The sequence below is a fragment of the Sphingopyxis sp. genome, from assembly GCF_016463645.1.
Classification (GTDB): Bacteria; Pseudomonadota; Alphaproteobacteria; order Sphingomonadales; family Sphingomonadaceae; genus Sphingopyxis.
The window spans coordinates 38176-55877 of the sequence record NZ_JAEMQX010000010.1 but is presented as its reverse complement, the minus strand read 5'-3'; the positions used below and the strand labels follow the sequence as shown (position 1 = coordinate 55877).

15 protein-coding genes and 1 tRNA gene are annotated in these 17702 nt (G+C 65.6%); 4 read left to right on the top strand and 12 right to left on the bottom strand.

Annotated elements, in window-relative coordinates:
• Nucleotide 1 precedes the first annotated feature (1 nt).
• The 4 genes from ribA to JHC57_RS04530 form a co-directional block, all read right to left on the bottom strand.
• The gene (gene ribA / locus JHC57_RS04545) at nucleotides 2-1069 is read right to left on the bottom strand and encodes a GTP cyclohydrolase II (protein ID WP_294028823.1); all 1068 of its coding nucleotides are present in this window, start codon (nucleotides 1067-1069) and stop codon (nucleotides 2-4) included.
• A complete protein-coding gene (locus JHC57_RS04540; RefSeq protein WP_294028822.1) occupies nucleotides 1066-1860 on the bottom strand; it encodes an exodeoxyribonuclease III in 795 nt (264 codons plus the stop codon). Before JHC57_RS04540 ends, ribA begins: the two co-directional genes overlap by 4 nt.
• Before the next feature lie 436 nt (nucleotides 1861-2296).
• Nucleotides 2297-2938 (bottom strand): outer membrane lipoprotein carrier protein LolA, encoded by a 642-nt coding sequence (locus JHC57_RS04535; RefSeq protein ID WP_294028821.1) that lies wholly within the window; start codon nucleotides 2936-2938, stop codon nucleotides 2297-2299.
• Between the two features lie 107 nt (nucleotides 2939-3045).
• Nucleotides 3046-5361, bottom strand: a complete 2316-nt coding sequence (locus JHC57_RS04530; protein WP_294028820.1) for a DNA translocase FtsK — start codon at nucleotides 5359-5361, stop codon at nucleotides 3046-3048.
• A 125-nt stretch (nucleotides 5362-5486) separates the two neighbouring features.
• On the opposite strand from JHC57_RS04530, the gene JHC57_RS04525 reads away from it, so the two are divergent.
• Together JHC57_RS04525 and JHC57_RS04520 are read left to right on the top strand one after the other, a co-directional pair.
• Nucleotides 5487-6728, top strand: coding sequence for an FAD-dependent monooxygenase (locus JHC57_RS04525; RefSeq protein WP_294028819.1), 1242 nt, complete (start codon nucleotides 5487-5489; stop codon nucleotides 6726-6728).
• A 96-nt stretch (nucleotides 6729-6824) separates the two neighbouring features.
• The gene (locus JHC57_RS04520) at nucleotides 6825-7523 is read left to right on the top strand and encodes a sigma factor (RefSeq protein WP_294028818.1); all 699 of its coding nucleotides are present in this window, start codon (nucleotides 6825-6827) and stop codon (nucleotides 7521-7523) included.
• 6 nt (nucleotides 7524-7529) lie between these two features.
• Here the strand turns inward: JHC57_RS04520 and JHC57_RS04515 are convergent, their stop codons facing one another.
• The gene (locus JHC57_RS04515) at nucleotides 7530-8180 is read right to left on the bottom strand and encodes an LON peptidase substrate-binding domain-containing protein (protein WP_294028817.1); all 651 of its coding nucleotides are present in this window, start codon (nucleotides 8178-8180) and stop codon (nucleotides 7530-7532) included.
• Between the two features lie 8 nt (nucleotides 8181-8188).
• The gene (locus tag JHC57_RS04510; protein ID WP_294028816.1) at nucleotides 8189-9100 is read right to left on the bottom strand and encodes a tetratricopeptide repeat protein; all 912 of its coding nucleotides are present in this window, start codon (nucleotides 9098-9100) and stop codon (nucleotides 8189-8191) included.
• Between the two features lie 272 nt (nucleotides 9101-9372).
• Between JHC57_RS04510 and JHC57_RS04505 the strand changes: the two genes are divergently transcribed.
• A tRNA-Gly gene (locus tag JHC57_RS04505) sits at nucleotides 9373-9447 on the top strand.
• A gap of 195 nt (nucleotides 9448-9642) precedes the next feature.
• Here JHC57_RS04505 and JHC57_RS04500 read toward each other — a convergent pair.
• The 6 genes from JHC57_RS04500 to JHC57_RS04475 all read right to left on the bottom strand — a co-directional run bounded on the left by JHC57_RS04500 (nucleotide 9643) and on the right by JHC57_RS04475 (nucleotide 16858).
• Nucleotides 9643-10239, bottom strand: coding sequence for a cation transporter (locus tag JHC57_RS04500; protein ID WP_003046522.1), 597 nt, complete (start codon nucleotides 10237-10239; stop codon nucleotides 9643-9645).
• Nucleotides 10240-10356: 117 nt separating this feature from the next.
• A complete protein-coding gene (locus tag JHC57_RS04495) occupies nucleotides 10357-13518 on the bottom strand; it encodes a CusA/CzcA family heavy metal efflux RND transporter (RefSeq protein ID WP_294028815.1) in 3162 nt (1053 codons plus the stop codon).
• 17 nt (nucleotides 13519-13535) lie between these two features.
• The gene (locus JHC57_RS04490; protein WP_003046516.1) at nucleotides 13536-14798 is read right to left on the bottom strand and encodes an efflux RND transporter periplasmic adaptor subunit; all 1263 of its coding nucleotides are present in this window, start codon (nucleotides 14796-14798) and stop codon (nucleotides 13536-13538) included.
• A complete protein-coding gene (locus JHC57_RS04485) occupies nucleotides 14795-16030 on the bottom strand; it encodes a TolC family protein (protein WP_003046513.1) in 1236 nt (411 codons plus the stop codon). Before JHC57_RS04485 ends, JHC57_RS04490 begins: the two co-directional genes overlap by 4 nt.
• A 65-nt stretch (nucleotides 16031-16095) precedes the next feature.
• On the bottom strand, nucleotides 16096-16434 hold the full coding sequence (locus JHC57_RS04480) for a hypothetical protein (RefSeq protein WP_003046510.1): 339 nt from the start codon (nucleotides 16432-16434) through the stop codon (nucleotides 16096-16098).
• Between the two features lie 49 nt (nucleotides 16435-16483).
• Nucleotides 16484-16858, bottom strand: a complete 375-nt coding sequence (locus tag JHC57_RS04475; protein WP_037553271.1) for a DUF3703 domain-containing protein — start codon at nucleotides 16856-16858, stop codon at nucleotides 16484-16486.
• 446 nt (nucleotides 16859-17304) lie between these two features.
• On the opposite strand from JHC57_RS04475, the gene JHC57_RS04470 reads away from it, so the two are divergent.
• On the top strand, nucleotides 17305-17667 hold the full coding sequence (locus JHC57_RS04470) for a hypothetical protein (protein WP_003046504.1): 363 nt from the start codon (nucleotides 17305-17307) through the stop codon (nucleotides 17665-17667).
• The last annotated feature ends 35 nt before the right edge of the window (nucleotides 17668-17702 follow it).

The following is a 17702-nucleotide window of genomic DNA, read 5'->3' as shown; positions in this document are numbered from 1 at the left end:
TTCAGAGCTGGTGCCCCGTCCGGTCGCGCTTCGTCGCGAGATATTGCTCGTTATATTTGTTCGTGGGCAGCGCGAGCGGGATGCGCTCGACGACTTCGACGCCTTCCTTCTCGAGCCGTGCGACCTTTTCGGGATTGTTCGTCATCAACCGGATGCGTGGGATGTTCAGCAGTTCGAGCATCCGCCCCGCGATCGCAAAATCGCGCGCCTCGACCGGGAAGCCGAGCCGGAGGTTGGCGTCGACCGTGTCATAGCCCTGATCTTGCAGCGCATAGGCGCGCAGCTTGTTGACGAGGCCGATCCCGCGGCCTTCCTGCCGAAGATAGAGCAGCACGCCCCACGGGGCATCCGCCATCGCGTGGAGCGCGGCGTGGAGTTGCGGCCCGCAATCGCATTTGAGACTGCCGAGCACGTCGCCGGTCAGGCATTCGCTGTGCAGCCGCACGACGGGCGGGTTCGCATCGCGCCTGCCGATGACCAGCGCGACATGGTCCGACGCCTCCTCGGGCGAACGGAAGGCGACGATCTCGGCCGTTTCGCTCGCTTCGACCGGCAGGCGCGCGCGCGCCGCGACTTCGAGCCGCGCCGGATCGAGCAGCGTGGCAACGTCGTCGACCGAGCAGGTTGTCTCGGCATCGCCGGTCGCCTCGCGCACGAGGAAGGCGGGCAGCAGCCCCGCGTGGCGGGCCATCGTCATCGCCGCGGCGGCCGCGGTTTCGCCGCCGGTTGCCATGGTCCGAAACGGGCCCTTGAGCGGATTCGCGAGGTCGAGGGCGGGGTCGGCGATCGCGAGCGCGGCGGCGACGCTGTCGGCAGCATTCGCCAGCCGCACCGGGCCGGGTGTCGCGGCGGCGCGCTGGTTGGTGAGCTTAAGCGTCATCGCGCGTTCGCCCGAGAGCAGCACATCGCGGCTGGCGAAGTCTGCGAGCGCCGCGTCGCGCGCGCTTTCGACCGCGATCAGGTCGAGCGCGCCGTCGCTTCCTTCGATGCGGAACGGCCATCCACGGCGCAGCGCATCGATCGCGCGCGCCGCCCTCTTGGCACCCCCGGGGTCGGCGGGGTCGCTCAAAAGTCGAACTCGGTGATCAGCGGGATATGGTCCGACGGCCGCTCCCAGCTCCGCGCGGGCTGGACGATGCGGTGCGATACCGCTTTCGCCATCAGGTCGGGCGTTACCCACATATGGTCGAGCCGGCGTCCGCGGTTCGACGCCTCCCAGTCCTTCGCGCGGTAGCTCCACCAGGTGTAAAGCGGGGCCGGCGCCTCGATGAAGTGGCGTCCGAGGTCGACCCAGTTCGAAGCCGCCTGCAGCTTCGCCAGCGTTTCGACCTCGATCGGCGTGTGGCTGACGACATCGAGCAGCGCCTTGTGATTCCACACATCGCTTTCGAGCGGCGCAACGTTGAAGTCGCCGGTGAGCACGGTCGGCGTATCGACAAGCGCACCCGACCATTCGGTCATGCGGCCGAAGAAATCGAGCTTCTGCCCGAATTTGGGGTTGAGGTCGCGGTCGGGAATATCGCCCCCCGCGGGGATATAGACATTGTCGAGCCGCACGCCCGACGGCAGCGTCACGCCGACGTGGCGCGCCTCGCCGTTCGCCTGCCAGTCATATTTGCGCACCTCGGCGAGCGGTATCCTGCTGACGATCGCGACGCCGTGATGCATCCGCTGGCCGTGGGTGACGATATGCTCGTAGCCAAGACGTTTGAACATCTCGGGCGGAAACAGGCCGCATTCGACCTTCGTCTCCTGAAGACAAAGGATGTCGGGGGCTTCTTCGCGCAGGAATTTCTCGACGATGCCGATGCGGGCGCGAACGCTGTTGATGTTCCACGATGCGATGCTGGTGCGAGTCATGGGGTCGGCTCTATCGGCGCGTGGCGTCGTTCGCAATGCGTTGCGGCACCAGCCGACTCCCCCACGGTGTATCCTGAAATGGGAGGCCCGGTGGGAGAGTGGGCCGGCGTCGCATGCCGTATCAGCGGCAGAAAATGGCGCCGGGCAAATTAAACCCCCGTCCCAGGGGCGGTGGAACGGGGGTTCAAGGTCAGCGTTCGTCACGCTCTTGAATGAAGGTGCCTGGCAGCCCGGGCGGGGCAACAGGGGGAAACCCAAATCCGGGGGCCGTGTTGGCGCCTTCGAGTGCTGGAATAGCGGCTCTTCCCTGTCGCCAAGCTGAACGAAAAGTCGCGCTCCGGGGGCCCTTTTGCAGTTCGTCGATACGAGACGTCCGTTGGTCCGGAAATCGGCGCCTTTCCTGTCGGGATCGGCGCCATCACCCCCGGGGCGAAGCTTAACGGCCGCGGCGGCCCGGGCGCGGATCGGTCCATCGGAACGCCGAATCGGCGACCGCGACGTTGAATTTCTGGTTCGACAGGTCGATCCGCGTGCGGTTGTTCTGCGAATCGAGCGCGACCCAGCCGCGCAGGCGCAGGCCGCCCGGCGCCGCGCCGTCGCGGACGAACACCATCGTGATCGTGCCATATTCGGGGCGCTTCGGATCCTTGACCTCGATGCTCAGCACGTCGTTGTTCCCGGTCGGCAACACCTTGGCATATTTCGACAGGTCGCGGTCGGGGTCGAGCAAGGCGCCGAGCGGCGAATTCTTCACCGGCCAGCTCTGCACCTGTTTCACCTGATAGTCGATCATGGTCAGCCGGCTGCCGTCGCCGACGATCAGCAGGGGCACGTCCTTCTGATACTGGAAGCGGATCTTGCCCGGGCGCTTGAGCGTCAGCTGCCCGCTCAGCCGTTGGCCGTTGCGGTCTGTCTGCACGAAACTTGCGGTCATCGAGTTCGTCGATTTGAGATGCGACTGCACCGACGCCAGCGCATTCGCCGACTGGGCGATCGCGGGAACGCCGACGGCGAGGCTCGCGGCGGCAACGGGGGCCAGCGTCCAGGCGGCGAGGCGGGTCAGTTTGGTTTTGATCATCTGCTTCTCATCTTTTCCGATAGTCGGCCGGGTCATGGCGGCCACGCATTGAACCCGCCCTGAACCCCGCCGTCAGAGGCTGTTCAAGTCGCGAGGCCGGCGAAGGTTCAGCGCGGCTGGCCATATTGATCGGTGAGCACGTCGCGGCGGCCGACATGGTTCGGGGGGCTGACGATGCCTTCCTCCTCCATCCGCTCGATGAGGCGCGCCGCGCTGTTATAGCCGATGCGGAGCTGGCGTTGCAGCCAGCTGGTCGAGGCCTTCTGGCTTTCGGCGACGATCTGGCAGGCCTTGGCATACATGCGGTCTTCGGCGCTGTCGCCGCCCGCGGGGGCGCCTTCCATCGCGAAGCCGCCATCCTCGGGGTCCTCGGTGACGCTTTCGACATAGTCGGGACGGCCCTGTCCCTTCCAGTGGTCGGCGACCGCACGCACCTCGTCGTCGGAGACGAAGGGGCCGTGGATGCGCGTGATCTGCTTGCCGCCGGGGACGTAGAGCATGTCGCCCTTGCCGAGCAATTGTTCGGCGCCCGCTTCGCCAAGGATCGTGCGGCTGTCGATTTTCGACGTCACGTTGAAGCTGATGCGCGTCGGCAGGTTCGCCTTGATCACGCCGGTGATGACGTCGACCGAAGGACGCTGCGTCGCGAGGATCAGGTGGATGCCCGCCGCGCGCGCCTTTTGCGCGAGGCGCTGGATCAGGAATTCGACTTCCTTGCCCGCGGTCATCATCAGGTCGGCGAGTTCGTCGACGACGACGACGATCTGCGGCAGCGGCTGATAGTCGAGTGTCTCTTCCTCATAAACCGGCTGGCCGGTGTCGGGATCATAGCCCGTCTGGACACGGCGCCCGAGCGACTTGCCCTTGGACAGCGCGCCGCGGACCTTGTCGTTGTAGCTCGCTAGGTTGCGCACCGACAGCGACGACATCATCCGGTAGCGGTCCTCCATCTGCTCGACCGCCCATTTGAGGGCGCGGATCGCCTTCTTGGGTTCGGTCACCACCGGGGCGAGCAGATGCGGGATGTCGTCATAGACGCTGAGTTCCAGCATCTTGGGGTCGATCATGATCATCTTCACCTGGTCGGGACCGAGGCGATAGAGGAGCGAGAGGATCATTGCATTGAGGCCGACCGATTTACCCGAGCCCGTCGTGCCCGCGATCAGCAGGTGCGGCATCGGGGCGAGGTCGGCGATCATCGCGTCGCCGCTGATATTCTTGCCGAGGATGATCGGCAGCGATCCGTTGTGATCCTGAAACAGCGCGCTTCCGATGATCTCGTGCAGCACCACCGATTCGCGATGCGCGTTGGGCAGTTCGATGCCGATGACGGTGCGGCCGGGGATCGGGGCGATGCGTGCCGACAGCGCCGACATGTTGCGCGCGATATCGTCGGCGAGATTCGATACGCGGCTCGCCTTGGTACCGGGCGCGGGTTCGAGCTCGTACATGGTGACGACCGGCCCGGGGCGCACCGCGGTGACGACGCCCTTGACCTGGAAATCCTCGAGCACCGATTCCAGCAGGCGCGCGTTGCGTTCGAGCGCCGCCTTGTCGATCTGCCCCGCGGGGCGGTCGGGCGCAGGGGCGAGCAGATCGATCGACGGCAGCTGATAATTGGTGAACAACTCGGTCTGCGGCTTGGGTTTGGGCTTCGATGGCGCGCTGCGCTGCGCCGGATCGGCAATCTCGGGCGGGGCGCGGTCTACGGGTTCGGCGACGGCGCGCGGCCGCACGACGCGTTCCATCAGATTGGGCGCCTTCGCGGCGTCGGCCGGCGCCGCGCGTGCGGGTTCGACGACGCGGCTGCTCTCGGCCGCCGGCAGCTTCAGGCGCGACGCCCAGCCCTTTTCGAGCCGCAGCGCGCGCCACGCGAGCGTGAGGCCGATGCCGACCAGCAGGAGGATGGTCGCAAAGCGGATCAGCGCCGCAGCGGGCTCGCCCGCGCTCGCAAAGAGCGGCGCGATCGCGCCGCCGACGAGCAACGCGATGATCCCGCCCCAGCCCGCGGGCATGGGCGAATTGGTCGCGGGCGACCAGAGCTCGGCGCCCAGCCCGACGAGCAGGATGCCGATAAAGCTGTAGGCGAGCTGGCGCGGCCAATAGGGTTGCGCTTCGCCGGCCCAGAGCCGCCAGGCGATGATGCCGAGCAGCGGCAGCAGCAGCGCGACGCCGACGCCGCCGATCGACAGGCCAAGGTCGGCGAACCATGCACCCGCGCTGCCCATCCAGTTGGCGGCAACCCCGTCGGCAGCCGTATTCAGCGCCGCGTCGGTGCTGTCGTAGGTGACGAGCGCGAGGGTCAGGAACAGGGTGAACAGGCCGAGCGCCACCGCCGCCGCGATAACGAGCGATCGCGCGATACTTTGGCGGAAAACCGTGCGCCAATCGGCCTTTGCGGGTGCGGCCTTGCGGCTAGCCATGCTCTTTTTCCGGTCCCTGTCAGTTAACCCCGGCGATATGCGCATGCGCCGGACTCGCCGTCAAGCGCGGCCCCGCGCTCGCCCACAGCCTTTCCAACCGTCCTGTCGCACGCTAGGGCGAAGCGATGAGCGAAACGCTGCGCAGCGATGTCCTGATTTCGGGTGGTGGTCTGGTCGGCCAGGCGCTCGCCCTTGCCCTTGCCCGCCATGGCCTGTCGGTCCGGATCGTCGATCCGGCCGATCCGGTGGCGACGATCGCCCCGGGCTTCGATGGCCGCGCCTCGGCGATCGCCAGCGCGACCTGGCAGATGTTCGAGGTGCTGGGAATCGCCGAGCGTCTTGCGGGTCACGGCTGCCCTATCCGCGCCATCAGGGTGGGCGACGGCGCGCCCGACAGCGGCCGCGGCGGCGAACTCGACTTCGTCACTGCCGACGGCGATCCGCCGCTCGGTACGATGGTCGAGAATCGCCAGCTGCGCCTTGCGCTCGCAGCGGCGCTTGCCGACGCGCCGCTGGCGCGGCTTTCGATGCCCGCCACGGTCTTGTCGCGCGAGATCGACCGCCATGGCGTCACGCTGGCGCTCGCCGACGGTACGCGGCTTGCAGCGCCGCTCCTGATCGTCGCCGAGGGGCGACGTTCGCCGACGCGCGACGCCGCAGGGTTCAGCATCGCCAACTGGTCGTATCACCATCATGCGATGATCGGCGCGGTCGCGCACGAAAAGCCGCATGGCAATGTCGCACACGAAATCTTCTATCCGTCGGGGCCTTTCGCGCTGCTGCCGCTCGTCGACGACGATCGGGGGCGCCACCGTTCGGCCTTCGTATGGACCGTTTCGGAAAAGGACGGTCCCGGTTTTGCCAAGCTTGGCGAGCGTGGCTTCATCGCCGAATTGCAGAAACGCGCGGGCGGCGTACTCGGCGCCATGGAACTGGTCGCACCGCGCATGACCTATCCGCTCGGTTTCCATCACAGCGCGTCGATCGTTGCCGACCGTATCGCGCTTGTCGGCGATGCTGCGCACGGCATCCATCCGATCGCGGGGCAGGGACTCAACCTCGGCCTCCGCGACGTCGCGGCGCTGACCGAAGTGCTCGTCGAGGGAGCGCGGCTCGGGCTCGACCTTGGCGACGCCGCGCTCCTCGCCCGCTATCAGCGCTGGCGCGGGCTCGACAATATGATGGTCAGCCTTGCAACCGACGGGCTGACGCGGTTGTTCGGCATTCCCGGGCGCACTGCCGCCGCGGTGCGACGTACCGGGCTCGGCGCGGTGCAGCGCATGCCGATGCTCAAGCGTTTCTTCATGGACGAGGCGCGCGGCGAGGCGGGCGACCTGCCGCGCCTGCTCGCGGGAGCGGAAATCTAGGTGTTATCACCTAAATGGCCGGCAGCCCGTCGCTAATCATGATGTCCTATCCCTGCGAGCGCGGCAACCATGCCGCGGCAGGATTGGGGCAGGACCATGTCGGCAAAAAGCGATGCGCTCGAAACGGCGGTCACAGATTATATCCAGGCGCGAACCGCACTCGAGGCTGCGCCGGACGCGCGCGCACGGCTGCTCGCCGATCGCGCCTTTGCGCGTCTCGCGGCGCTGGCGGCGCCCCGCATCCGCTATTTCACGCGCAGCTACGGGCTGAGCGACGTCGCCGAGGACGCCGCGCAGGTCTGCGCGATCGCGCTTCATCGCGCCGCCGAGCGCTATGATCCGGCACGTGCGCGCTTCACGACCTATGTGAACTGGCAATTCCGCGCCGAACTGCAGGCGCTGCGGCTCCGGCTTCACGGCGACCAGCGTTGCGCCGGACGGCGCGAGGTCGCGGCCATCTTCTCGCTCGATGCCTTGCAGGAGGAGGGCGACGACGAATGGCTGGTCGACCCGGCGGCGGAAGAGGAAACCGAGCGCGCTGCGGCCGACAATCTCGCCGCGCTTCTTGCGGACCGTCTGGTCGAGGAATGGGCGGATCGTCGCCGGACAAGGCTCGGTACATCGCGCGGCGATGGCGCGCGGCAGGAAGCGCGCATCGCGGTCGAGGCAAAGCTCGTTCGTCATCATCTGATGGTGAGCGGGACCGCCGAACGGCTGCGCGAAAGCGACCGCCATATCGTGCGCCGCGCGCTCGCCGACATCGTCCATCACGCGCCGGTCCGCAAACGCCACTGATCGCGATTACTGGAGCGTCGCGCGCCCGTCGTCGCCGTCGAAACGACCGAAGAACTGCATCATCTGGACGACCAGTTCGGCGCGCGCGTCGATCGGCGAGGCTTCGAGCAGCGCCTGTTTCGCCGCCGCGTCGAACGGCGCGACCTGCGCGATGCCGTTGACGAGCGTCGCGTCGTCGAGCTGGCCGACCGAATCCCAGTCGACGACATAGCCCTGGCGCTGCGCAAAGCGCTTGGCTTCGCGTTCCAGGCTCGCGCGCTCGATGCTCGCCAGCACGGCGTCACCCTCGGCTTCGATCTCGATTTCGGCCTCGACTTGCCGGAACGGCGTCGTGACGTCGAGTTCGCGGCGGACGCGAAAACGTGCGACGCCTTCGAGGACGAGATTGAAACGCCCCTCGTCGAGTGCCTCGACATCGACGATGCGTCCGACGCAGCCGATGTCGTAGAGCGCCGGCGGCTCGCGGTCCTCTTCGCCGGGAATATGACGTGGCTGGATCATCCCGATCTGGCGATCGCGCGCGAGCACCTCCTGTACCATCGCCGAATAGCGCGGTTCGAAGATATGCAGCGGCAGGTGCAGCCCGGGAAACAGCACCGCGCCGGTAAGCGGAAAGATCGCGATCCGCTGGATGGTCAAAGGCGCGGTTTCGCCCATGGTCCGCCCTAGCCGAACAGGATCAGCGACAGGCGGCGGCGCTGCGCCGCAACCCATGCGTCCTCAAGCCCGACGGCTTCGAACAGCGCGAGCAGCTTCGCGCGCGCCGCCCCGTCCTGCCATTCGCGGTCGGCGGCGACGATGTGGAGCAGATTGTCGGCGGCGGCATCGCGCTGCCCCGCGCCGATCTGCGCCGCGGCGAGGTCGAAGCGTGCCTGATGATCCTCGGGATTCGCGGCAACAGCGGCTTCAAAGGCCGCGAGTTCATTGGCGTCGGGGGCATCGGCAGCGAGCGCGAGCGCGCTTTTGGCCTGGGCGATAGCGGGGTCCGCGGCAATATCGGCGGGCAGGGTGTCGAGCGACGCTTGTGCGCCCTCGATATCGCCCGCGAGGACCAGCGCGCGAATCAGGCCCGCATGTGCGGCGGCATTGTCGGGTGCCATGTCGAGGATCTGCGCAAAGATGCTCATGGCGCGCGCGCCGTCGCCTTCGGCGAGCACGCCCTCGCCCATTTCAATGAGCGGTGCGATCTCGACCGCGCGCGCCGACGCTTCGCTTTCGATGGGGAGCTGCGCGAGCAGCTGATCGAGAATCGCCTTGAGCTGGCTTTCGGTCCGGGCGTTCGTCAGGTTCGCCACCGGCTGGCCCTGAAATATCGCGTAGACGGTCGGGATCGACTGGACCTGAAACTGGCCGGCGATGAAGCGATTCGCATCAACATCGACCTTGACCAGCACAACGCCCTTGTCGGCATAATCCTCGGCGACCTTTTCGAGCACGGGGCCAAGCTGTTTGCACGGTCCGCACCATTCGGCCCAGAAATCGAGGATGACGAGGTTGGTCATCGACGGTTCGACGACATCGCGGCGGAAGGCTTCGACGGCTTCCTTTTCCTGAGGGTTCAGACCGAGAGTGGCCACGAAAACATGCTCCTTGTTTTATCTGCGAGTCCGGCGCCGGTCCGCTCTCCCGCCCGCCTCCCAAAGGCGACTGTCGTATGGGAAGCCCTGGTGGGGAGCGGACCGGCGCCGCTTCCGCATAAACGGAAAGGACTCTTGTCCCGCTTATGTGGGATTTGTCGCCGATATGCCAACCCTTCGCAGAAAATGCGCAATCAGGGCTTGCCGAGTCCAAAAGCCGGTGCTAATCGCCCGCCTCACCCGCTGGGAACCACTCGTTTCCAGCCGCCAGAGCGGGCGTAGCTCAGGGGTAGAGCACAACCTTGCCAAGGTTGGGGTCGAGGGTTCGAATCCCTTCGCCCGCTCCAGTTTTCCTAACAATTTCAGACACTTACGCCGAATGGCGGCGTAATACGCGTCGTTACGTGGGCTCGATTTTTGCCTCGCGTAATAAGGACGTAATATGATGGGAGCGAGCTGTCGGGTGCCTCTAGGGCAGGATCGGCGACGTTGTTCGCAGAGGTCCGAACATTCTTCCGCCGATCCGACACGCCTCACATGCTCTAATCTTTCTGCTGTTTGGCCTCTTGGCGGGCGTCGCGAAGGATTTCGATGCCGCCCTTGATCGCGATCAGCGCAGTCGCAAATCCAACCAGAAGGTCCGGCCAGTTCGTACCGAGCCACCAGACGAGGACACCCGCGATCAGGATGCCGCCGTTCGAGATGAAGTCGTTGTAGCTGAAGGTTGTCGCGGCTCTGAGGTTGACGTCCGGATCCTGAATGCGCTGCAAGAGCTTCAGACAAGCATAGTTCACCACCGCAGCGACGGCCGACATGATCATCATTGTCGGACCGATCGGTTCGCTGCCTTCGAAATAGCGCCGTCCTACATCGAACAGGACGCCGGCCGCGAAGACCAGCAGCATGACACCCGATGCCGTGGCAGCACGGGTTTTCCATTTCAGGCCGTGGCTGAGCGCAACGAGGCTCAAGGCATAGACCGCGGCGTCGGACAGATTGTCGAGCCCATTGGCGATGAGCGCGCTCGAATCGCCGAGCCCGCCGGTTACGAGGAAGGCGATCGCGATAGCCGAGTTCAGGACGAGAACGATCTGGAGCGTTCGCTTTTCGCGTTCGCTCCCGGATGCTTTTTCATTCATTGCAAGCTCCTCAATCCTCACCATCCCTAAAAGGAGGCGGAACCCGCTTGGGTTCCGCCCCAGTCAGCACTCTCGGTTGCCGCCGACAGGGGGGAATGGCGGCCATCCGGGAGTGTCTCAGCCTTCGGGGCTGGGGACGCTGCTCGGGCGCGCCAGCTCTTCCTCTTCGGCCTTCGCGGTCCGTCGATGGACCAGGAGGTACAGGGCCGGCAGCACGAGCAAAGTCAGGATCGTCGACGAGATGATCCCGCCGATGACGACAGTTGCCAGCGGCCGCTGCACCTCGGACCCAGCCCCGACATTGAGCGCCATCGGTACGAACCCGAGCGACGCCACCAGCGCCGTCATCATCACCGGTCTGAGGCGGGTCAGCGCGCCTTCGCGGATCGCCTCGACGAGCGCTTTTCCGCGTTCGCGCAGATCCTTGATGAAGGATAGCATCACCACGCCGTTCAGCACCGCGACCCCGGACAAAGCGATGAAGCCGACGCCCGCCGAGATCGATAACGGAATGTCGCGCAGCGCCAGCGCCGCGACCCCGCCCGTCAGCGCCAGAGGCACGCCCGAGAAGACGATCGCAGCATCGCGCACCGTGCCGAACAGCATGAACAGCAGCCCGAAGATCAGCAGCAGCACCAGCGGCACGACGATCTGGAGGCGCTCGGTCGCGGACTGAAGCTGCTCGAATGTGCCGCCATATTCGATGTAGTAACCATCGGGCAGCACGACCTCAGCTTCGACCTTTTGCGTGAGCTCGTCGATGAACGAGCCCAGATCGCGCCCACGAACATTCGCCGTGATCACCGCGCGGCGCTTGCCATTTTCGCGGCTGATCTGGTTCGGCCCCGCCGCGAGCGATATCTCCGCCAGCTCCGAAAGCGGCACGAAGCCGCCGGCCGGAAGTGCAACGGGGAGATTGCCGAGCGACGCGAGATCGGTGCGAATGGCCTCGGGAAGCCGGACGATGACGTCGAAGCGGCGGTCACCCTCGAAAAGCTCGCCGGCCTGACGGCCGCCGGTCGCTGTCGAAACCGCATCCTGCACCGTTTCCATGCTGACACCGTAGCGCGCGAGCTTGTCGCGATCGGGCGTGACCGAGAGCATCGGCAGGCCGGTGACCTGTTCGAGCTTCACGTCCTGCGCGCCCGCAATCCCGCCCGCGACTTCCTCGATCGCCTGCCCCGATTCGAGCAATTGATCGAGGTCGTCGCCGAACAACTTGATCGCCACGTCGGCGCGAACGCCGGCGATCAGCTCGTTCATGCGCATCTTCACCGGCTGGGTGAACTCATAATTGTTCCCTGGCACCTCGTTCGCCGCCTTGTTGAGTTCGGCAACGAGCTGGTCGCGCGTCTTTCTCGGATTGGGCCATTCCTTCCGGTCCTTGAGCATGATGAAATTATCGGCGACCGACGGGGGCATCGGATCGGTCGCTACCTCGGGAGTGCCGATCTTCGCGAACACCCGCTCGACTTCGGGGAACTGCCTGATCCTCTTCTCCAGCGCCTCCTGCATCGCGATCGACTGGATGAGGCTCGTCCCCGGAATGCGCATCGCGTGCATCGCGATATCGCCTTCGTCGAGGTCCGGGATGAACTCGGACCCGAGACTGGTCGCCGCCACGCCGCTCAGCGCGACAAGCGCCAAAGCACCAGCCAGCGCAGCCTTCGGCCAATTGAGGACGCGGTCGAGCATCGGGCGGTAGCCCTTGCCGAGCCCGCGCATCAGCCAATTTTCCTTTTCTTCGACCTTGCCGGTCACGAACAGCGCCACCGCGGCCGGAACCAGGGTGAGCGACAGCAGCAGAGCGGCGGTAAGCGCGAGGACGACGGTGATCGCCATCGGATGGAAGGTTTTGCCCTCGACGCCCTCGAGCGCGAAGATCGGCAGATAGACTGCGGTGATGATAATAATGCCGAAGATGCTCGGCTTGATCACTTCTGCGCTTGCGGAAGCGACTAGGCCGAAGCGCTCGTCGCGGTCGAGCAGGCGTCCGAGCCTGTGCTGAGCCTCGCCGAGCCGGCGGAGGCAGTTCTCGACGATGATGACGGCCCCGTCGACGATGAGGCCGAAGTCGAGCGCCCCGAGGCTCATGAGGTTTGCCGATGTCCGCGTCTGGAGCATGCCCGTCAGCGTCATCAGCATCGCGACCGGAATGACCGCCGCCGTGATCAGCGCGGCCCGGAAATTGCCGAGCAGCAGGAACAGGATCACGATGACGAGCAGCGCGCCCTCGGCGAGATTCTTCTGCACCGTCGAAATCGTCCGCTCGACGAGCGCGGTGCGATCGTAGAGCGGCTTGGCAACGACACCCTTCGGCAACGCACGCGAGGCTTCGACGAGGCGTTCGGCCGAGGCCTGCGCCACCACGCGCGGATTCTCGCCGATCAGCATCGAGACCGTCGCGAGGACGACTTCCTTGCCATTTTCGGTTGCGGCGCCTGTGCGGAGCCCCGAGCCGATCGCGACATCGGCGACGTCGGCGATCCGGATCGGAACCCCGCCGCGGGTGGTGACGATGATCTGCGACAGGTCACGCTCATTATTGGCCTGACCCGGCACGCGGATCAGAATCTGTTCGCCGCTGCGCTCGACATAACCGGCCCCGCGGTTGGCATTATTGGCCTCGAGTGCGGTGACGACATCGTTGAGCGAGAGATTGAGCGAGGCGAGCGAGGCCGGGTTGGGTGTCACATGATATTGGCGGGCATAGCCGCCGATCGTGTTGATCTCGGCGACCCCCGGAATCGTGCGCATCTGCGGCCGGATGACCCAATCGGACATCGTCCGGAGGTCTTCCGCCGTATAAGGCGTGCCGTCGGGTTTTCGCGCGCCCGGTTCGGCCTCGATCGAGAACATGAAGATTTCGCCGAGGCCCGTCGAGATCGGGCCCATTTCGGGCTCCATCCCGGGCGGAAGCTGGCCGCGCGCGGCCTGGAGCCGCTCGTTGACCTGCTGGCGCGCGAAATAGATGTCGGTCCCGTCCTCGAAGACGACAGTGACCTGGCTCAGGCCATAGCGCGAGATCGACCTGGTATAGTTGAGGTTCGGGATGCCCGCGATCGCGGTCTCGATCGGATAGGTGATGCGCTGCTCGGACTCGAGCGGCGAATAGCCTTCCGCCTTGGTGTTGATCTGGACCTGGACGTTGGTGATGTCGGGAACGGCGTCGATGGGCAATTTGGTCGCGCTCCACGCGCCGATCGCGCAGAGGAGCGCGACCACCGCGAGGACGAGCCATCGTTGCCGGATCGAAAAGCCTATGGTTCTGGCTAGCATGTTATCCTGCTCCCCGATCAATGGTCGTGGCCCGCGCCGGACTTTTCGATGTCGGCGCGAACGAGGAAACTGCCCTTGGTGACATAGGCGGTGCCGGGCTTGATGCCCGACAGGACCTCGGTCCATTCGGGCGACGAACGGCCGAGCTTCAGCATCCGGACCTCATAGTCCTGCCCGAAATTGGCATAGACCACCTTGAAGTCGCGGAAGGGCTGGATCGCCTCGGTGCGCACGGCAAGCGGCACGGTGACGGGGTTGACCATCACGCGGCCGCGCAAGGCCATGCCAGGGCGGAGCGTTCCCGAGCGGTTCGGGATGGTCGCGCGGATGAGCGCAGTGCCCGCCTCGACATTGCCGTCGGGCAGGAACTGCCCGAGCGGCGCGGTCGCGATTTCGGCGCCGTCCTGCGTCTCCACCGTCACCCGCATGCCCGGACGTATGATCGCGAGGTCGCGGGGGAAGATGTTGAAGACGACCGTGGTCTGCGCCGGGTCGGTGACCACATAGAGTGCGCGCCCGTCGGTGACGTCGCCGGGGTTGGCGTTGCGCTCGGCGATCACGCCGCCGACCGTCGCATATACCGGATAGACCTGGAGGCTCTCGCTCGACTCGATGCGCGCGAGCAGTTCCCCACGGCGGACGCTGTCGCCCACCGCCTTGGTCACCGAGACGACGCGGCCGGGGAACTGGCCGCGAATTTCGGAGCGGGCGGTCGGCGACAGTTGGACGGTGCCGTAGAGTTCGCGCATTTCGCCCACCGTCGCCGGTCCGACGACCGCGGTTTCGATGCCTCCGGCCTTGGCGGCGTCAGCCCCGATCCGCGTGCGCCCTTCGGGGTTCGCATATTTCCAAACGTGCCGCTTGCCGCCCGTCACCGCGACAACCTCGACGTCGAAGCTGTGCGGTTCGGTGACGACACCTTGCCCTGCGAGGAATTTGCCCTGCGGGCGGAAGGTGAAGCGATCGACGTCGCCGCCAAGCCGCGTGAGGGTGATGGCGAGCTGGACATCCTTCGGGTCGACCGGTTTGCCGTCCCGCGTTGCGAAAACGCGGAATTGCGGCTCGGTGCCATTCTCGAAGATTATGACCTCGACCGCGAAATCGCCATTCTTGAGCAATTTGCCACCGTTCGGGCCTTTGGCATCTTCCTCGCCTTCGCCCTCAGCGTGGCTTTCGCCTTCTTCATGCTTGTCTTCGCCCTCGGCTCCGCCACCGCAGGCAGCGAGAGGCACAGCAAGGAACAGCGCCGCAGCCGCGGCGGGAAATGGAAACTTCTTCATGGAATATTCTCCGCAAGGGGAGCCGCATCGAAGCGGCCGGTCAGGCGATCGATCTCCGCGAGCAAATCGCGGTAGCGTGTCATGGCCTCGGCCCACTGACCCTGGATCTGGATGATGACGTCGGCGGCATCCTGTACGTCGGCGAACAGGAACCCGCCGCGGGCATAGCCTTCGCGCACCTGGCCGAGCGTCTTCACCGCCTTGGGATAGACGTCGTTCATGATGCCCTCGGCCCGGACGCGTGCGGCGTCGGCATCGGCGCGCAGCGACGCGAGGCGCCGCAGCCGCTCGAGCCGGCTCGCTTCGGATTGGAACTCGAGCTGCCGCCGTTCGGCCTGCGCCCGGGCGATATTGCCCTGGTTGCGGTCGAACCGTCCGAGCGGGATCGAGATGCCGCCAAGAACGGCGACATCATTGGTCTCGCGAAGAAAGCGCGTGCCGCCCGAGACCGTATAGTCCTGGTGCGCACGGCTCTGCTCGACGACGACCTGCGCGCGGGCCCGGTCGACGGCGGCGTCGAAGACCGCCGCGTCGGCTTCGGCGAGCGGCGGATCGCGCGGATCGGGTTTCTCGATCCCCTCGGCGATAACGAGGCTGTCAGGCGTGCCGCCCCAGAAGGAGGTGAGCAATGCGCGTGCGGACTGCCGCTTCGCCTGGGCTTCCTTCAGGGCCAGTTCGGCTTCGAGAATGCGGGCATCGGCGCGCGTCTCGACGAAGAGCGGATCCTTGTAGCCGCGCACGCGCCTGATCGCTTCGGTCCGCATCTCCTTTTCAAGTTTGACGCGATCCTCTGCGATCCAGACCATCTGCTCGGCGATCTGGACGTCGATATAGGCGCGCTGCACTTCCTGGGCGATGTCGAGCCGGACGAGCCGCCACTGCGCCTCGGCGAGAACGACACCGCGCTCGGCAAGCGCCATTCGCGCCTCGCGCTTGCCCCCGCGTTCGAGCGGCTGCGAATAGGTGACGGTGAGTTCCGATTGCCGGAACAGGCCATAGCCGCCCGTCCCGACGCCATTGTCCATGTCGACCGACACGGTCGGATTGGGACGGACGCGGGCTTGCAGCTGGTCGGCGCGCGCGGCGTCGACCCCCGCTTCGCCCGCTCTAAGCTCGGGCGATGCAGCGATGGCCCGCTCGACCGCCTGGTCGAGCGTTAGCGGCTGGGCCCAAACGGACCCCGCCAGCAGCGCAGCCCCGGCCAACAGGGCGGCGCGCATATGGATATGCATGAATGATCACTCCTGAACGATTCGACTGAGCGCAGGCCGAAAAGGGGCCGCGCGGCAGGCGGCGTTCAGGCGAGGGGAGGGTTCAGGGGCGGTGCGAGCGCGCGCGAAGCGAGGCGCGTCGCGGGCAACGCAAAGTGCAGGCCGCCGGAAAAACAGGACAGATCGTCATGACCCGAAAGGGCCTGATCGGATGCGACCGGGCAATTATGGTGACTGCCGTGGAGGTCGGCGTCCTGCTGACCTTTTTGCGTGTCCTTGTCCGACGCATGGCCCGGCTCGACATGGTGCGAAAGATGCGAATCCGTCGCATGGTGCGTCATGCCCGCCATCGCCGGCGCAGCATTGTGGAGCCCGCTGAGCAGCAGGATGAACACAAGCAACAGGCGAAGGGTAGCGCCGGACATGGTCGCGCCCCTAACAGCGAATGACCCGTTCCGGAAGTCCAAAACCGGATCAATCGGTTCGCGCAGCGCGGCTCTCCGTCGACCGGGCCGTTTCGATCAGCGCTTCGAGGGCCTGCGGCATCGGCATCGGCTCGAAGGCGCTCACCCGCGCGCGACCATTATTCCCTGCGGGGAGGCGGCCGGTCAGCGAACCGAGCGGGACGAGCAGGAACCGCATTGCCTGACCGGTAGCTTCACGGGCATCGCCGAGCTCGATCGCATAGCGAAACATGTGCCAGTGGGAGGCGAGATGCGCGCCCATATAGGGCTGGCTCAATATATGTTCCCATTCCAGCGCCTGCCACGCAGCGGCTTCATCTCCGATTCGGCGTGATTCGCAAAACAGGCGATATTGCTCGCGCAGCAGCGGCTCGATGACGGCCATGCTCACGGGATTTACTGTCGGCGGCACCATCCTCTTTCCCCCTTTTTTGTGCAGGGCAGGCTCTTGCACCCTGTAGTAGATACAGGGTCAAGCCCTGATGTTCCGGCAGGACGCTGTGCCGCTCTGCGTCCGATTTACCCCCTCGTCTCACGGGAAGCATATCGCTCGAATGTCGTCCCGAACAAAGGAGGCGGGAGCCAATAGCGAAGCGATAGAAATAAGAGTGAAAGACAATTGTAGAATTATTGTGCTTAACGCGTGATTGTTCGGCCGATATCCTGTTTCTTGAGGCGCATCTGCAACTATAGAGGGGCAAGGTGCACTGCTCTCTTACCTCCATGAGATAAAATTACGGAGCCGGTTCGGGGGTTCGAAGAGTGCCGCCGAAGTTGATTGAAAATCTTCTACTTTTCACCGCGCCGTTTCGATGCTAGGGGCCGGTTTCAATGCGACGGGTGATCCTCTTCCTCCTGACCCTTCTCCTTGCATCCGGAACGGTTGCGGGGTCGCTCGCACATGCGACCGAGGATCGGGCCGAGGCGAGCCTTTTCGTTGCTGTGATCGAAGCCGGCTGCGTTCCCGCACCGGCGATCGAAGGCGCCGAAGTCGACAAGAAAAAATCCTCTCCCGGCGAAAAGCAGCAGGTGCCTGCCGCCGCTCATGGCTGCCACGGTCACCATTCGGGCGTCCCGGCGGAATCGCTGTCGGCAGCGACCGAAACGCCTGCCCCTGAAGCGCATACGCGCATCCTGACGGCCGCCTTGCCGCCCGTCGCCTATATCGGGACGTTCCGCCCTCCAATCGCCTGACGCTCTAGGTCTGCGCGTGCCCTTCGCGTGCGCTT

Bases quoted from the DNA above. Each gene is read 5' to 3' on its own strand.
- JHC57_RS04540 (WP_294028822.1), bottom strand. From the start codon at position 1,860: ATGACTCGCACCAGCATCGCATCGTGGAACATCAACAGCGTTCGCGCC.
- JHC57_RS04535 (WP_294028821.1), bottom strand. From the start codon at position 2,938: ATGATCAAAACCAAACTGACCCGCCTCGCCGCCTGGACGCTGGCCCCC.
- JHC57_RS04530 (WP_294028820.1), bottom strand. From the start codon at position 5,361: ATGGCTAGCCGCAAGGCCGCACCCGCAAAGGCCGATTGGCGCACGGTT.
- JHC57_RS04525 (WP_294028819.1), top strand. From the start codon at position 5,487: ATGAGCGAAACGCTGCGCAGCGATGTCCTGATTTCGGGTGGTGGTCTG.
- JHC57_RS04520 (WP_294028818.1), top strand. From the start codon at position 6,825: ATGTCGGCAAAAAGCGATGCGCTCGAAACGGCGGTCACAGATTATATC.
- JHC57_RS04515 (WP_294028817.1), bottom strand. From the start codon at position 8,180: ATGGGCGAAACCGCGCCTTTGACCATCCAGCGGATCGCGATCTTTCCG.
- JHC57_RS04500 (WP_003046522.1), bottom strand. From the start codon at position 10,239: ATGAATGAAAAAGCATCCGGGAGCGAACGCGAAAAGCGAACGCTCCAG.
- JHC57_RS04495 (WP_294028815.1), bottom strand. From the start codon at position 13,518: ATGCTAGCCAGAACCATAGGCTTTTCGATCCGGCAACGATGGCTCGTC.
- JHC57_RS04490 (WP_003046516.1), bottom strand. From the start codon at position 14,798: ATGAAGAAGTTTCCATTTCCCGCCGCGGCTGCGGCGCTGTTCCTTGCT.
- JHC57_RS04485 (WP_003046513.1), bottom strand. From the start codon at position 16,030: ATGCATATCCATATGCGCGCCGCCCTGTTGGCCGGGGCTGCGCTGCTG.
- JHC57_RS04480 (WP_003046510.1), bottom strand. From the start codon at position 16,434: ATGTCCGGCGCTACCCTTCGCCTGTTGCTTGTGTTCATCCTGCTGCTC.
- JHC57_RS04475 (WP_037553271.1), bottom strand. From the start codon at position 16,858: ATGGCCGTCATCGAGCCGCTGCTGCGCGAGCAATATCGCCTGTTTTGC.
- JHC57_RS04470 (WP_003046504.1), top strand. From the start codon at position 17,305: ATGCGACGGGTGATCCTCTTCCTCCTGACCCTTCTCCTTGCATCCGGA.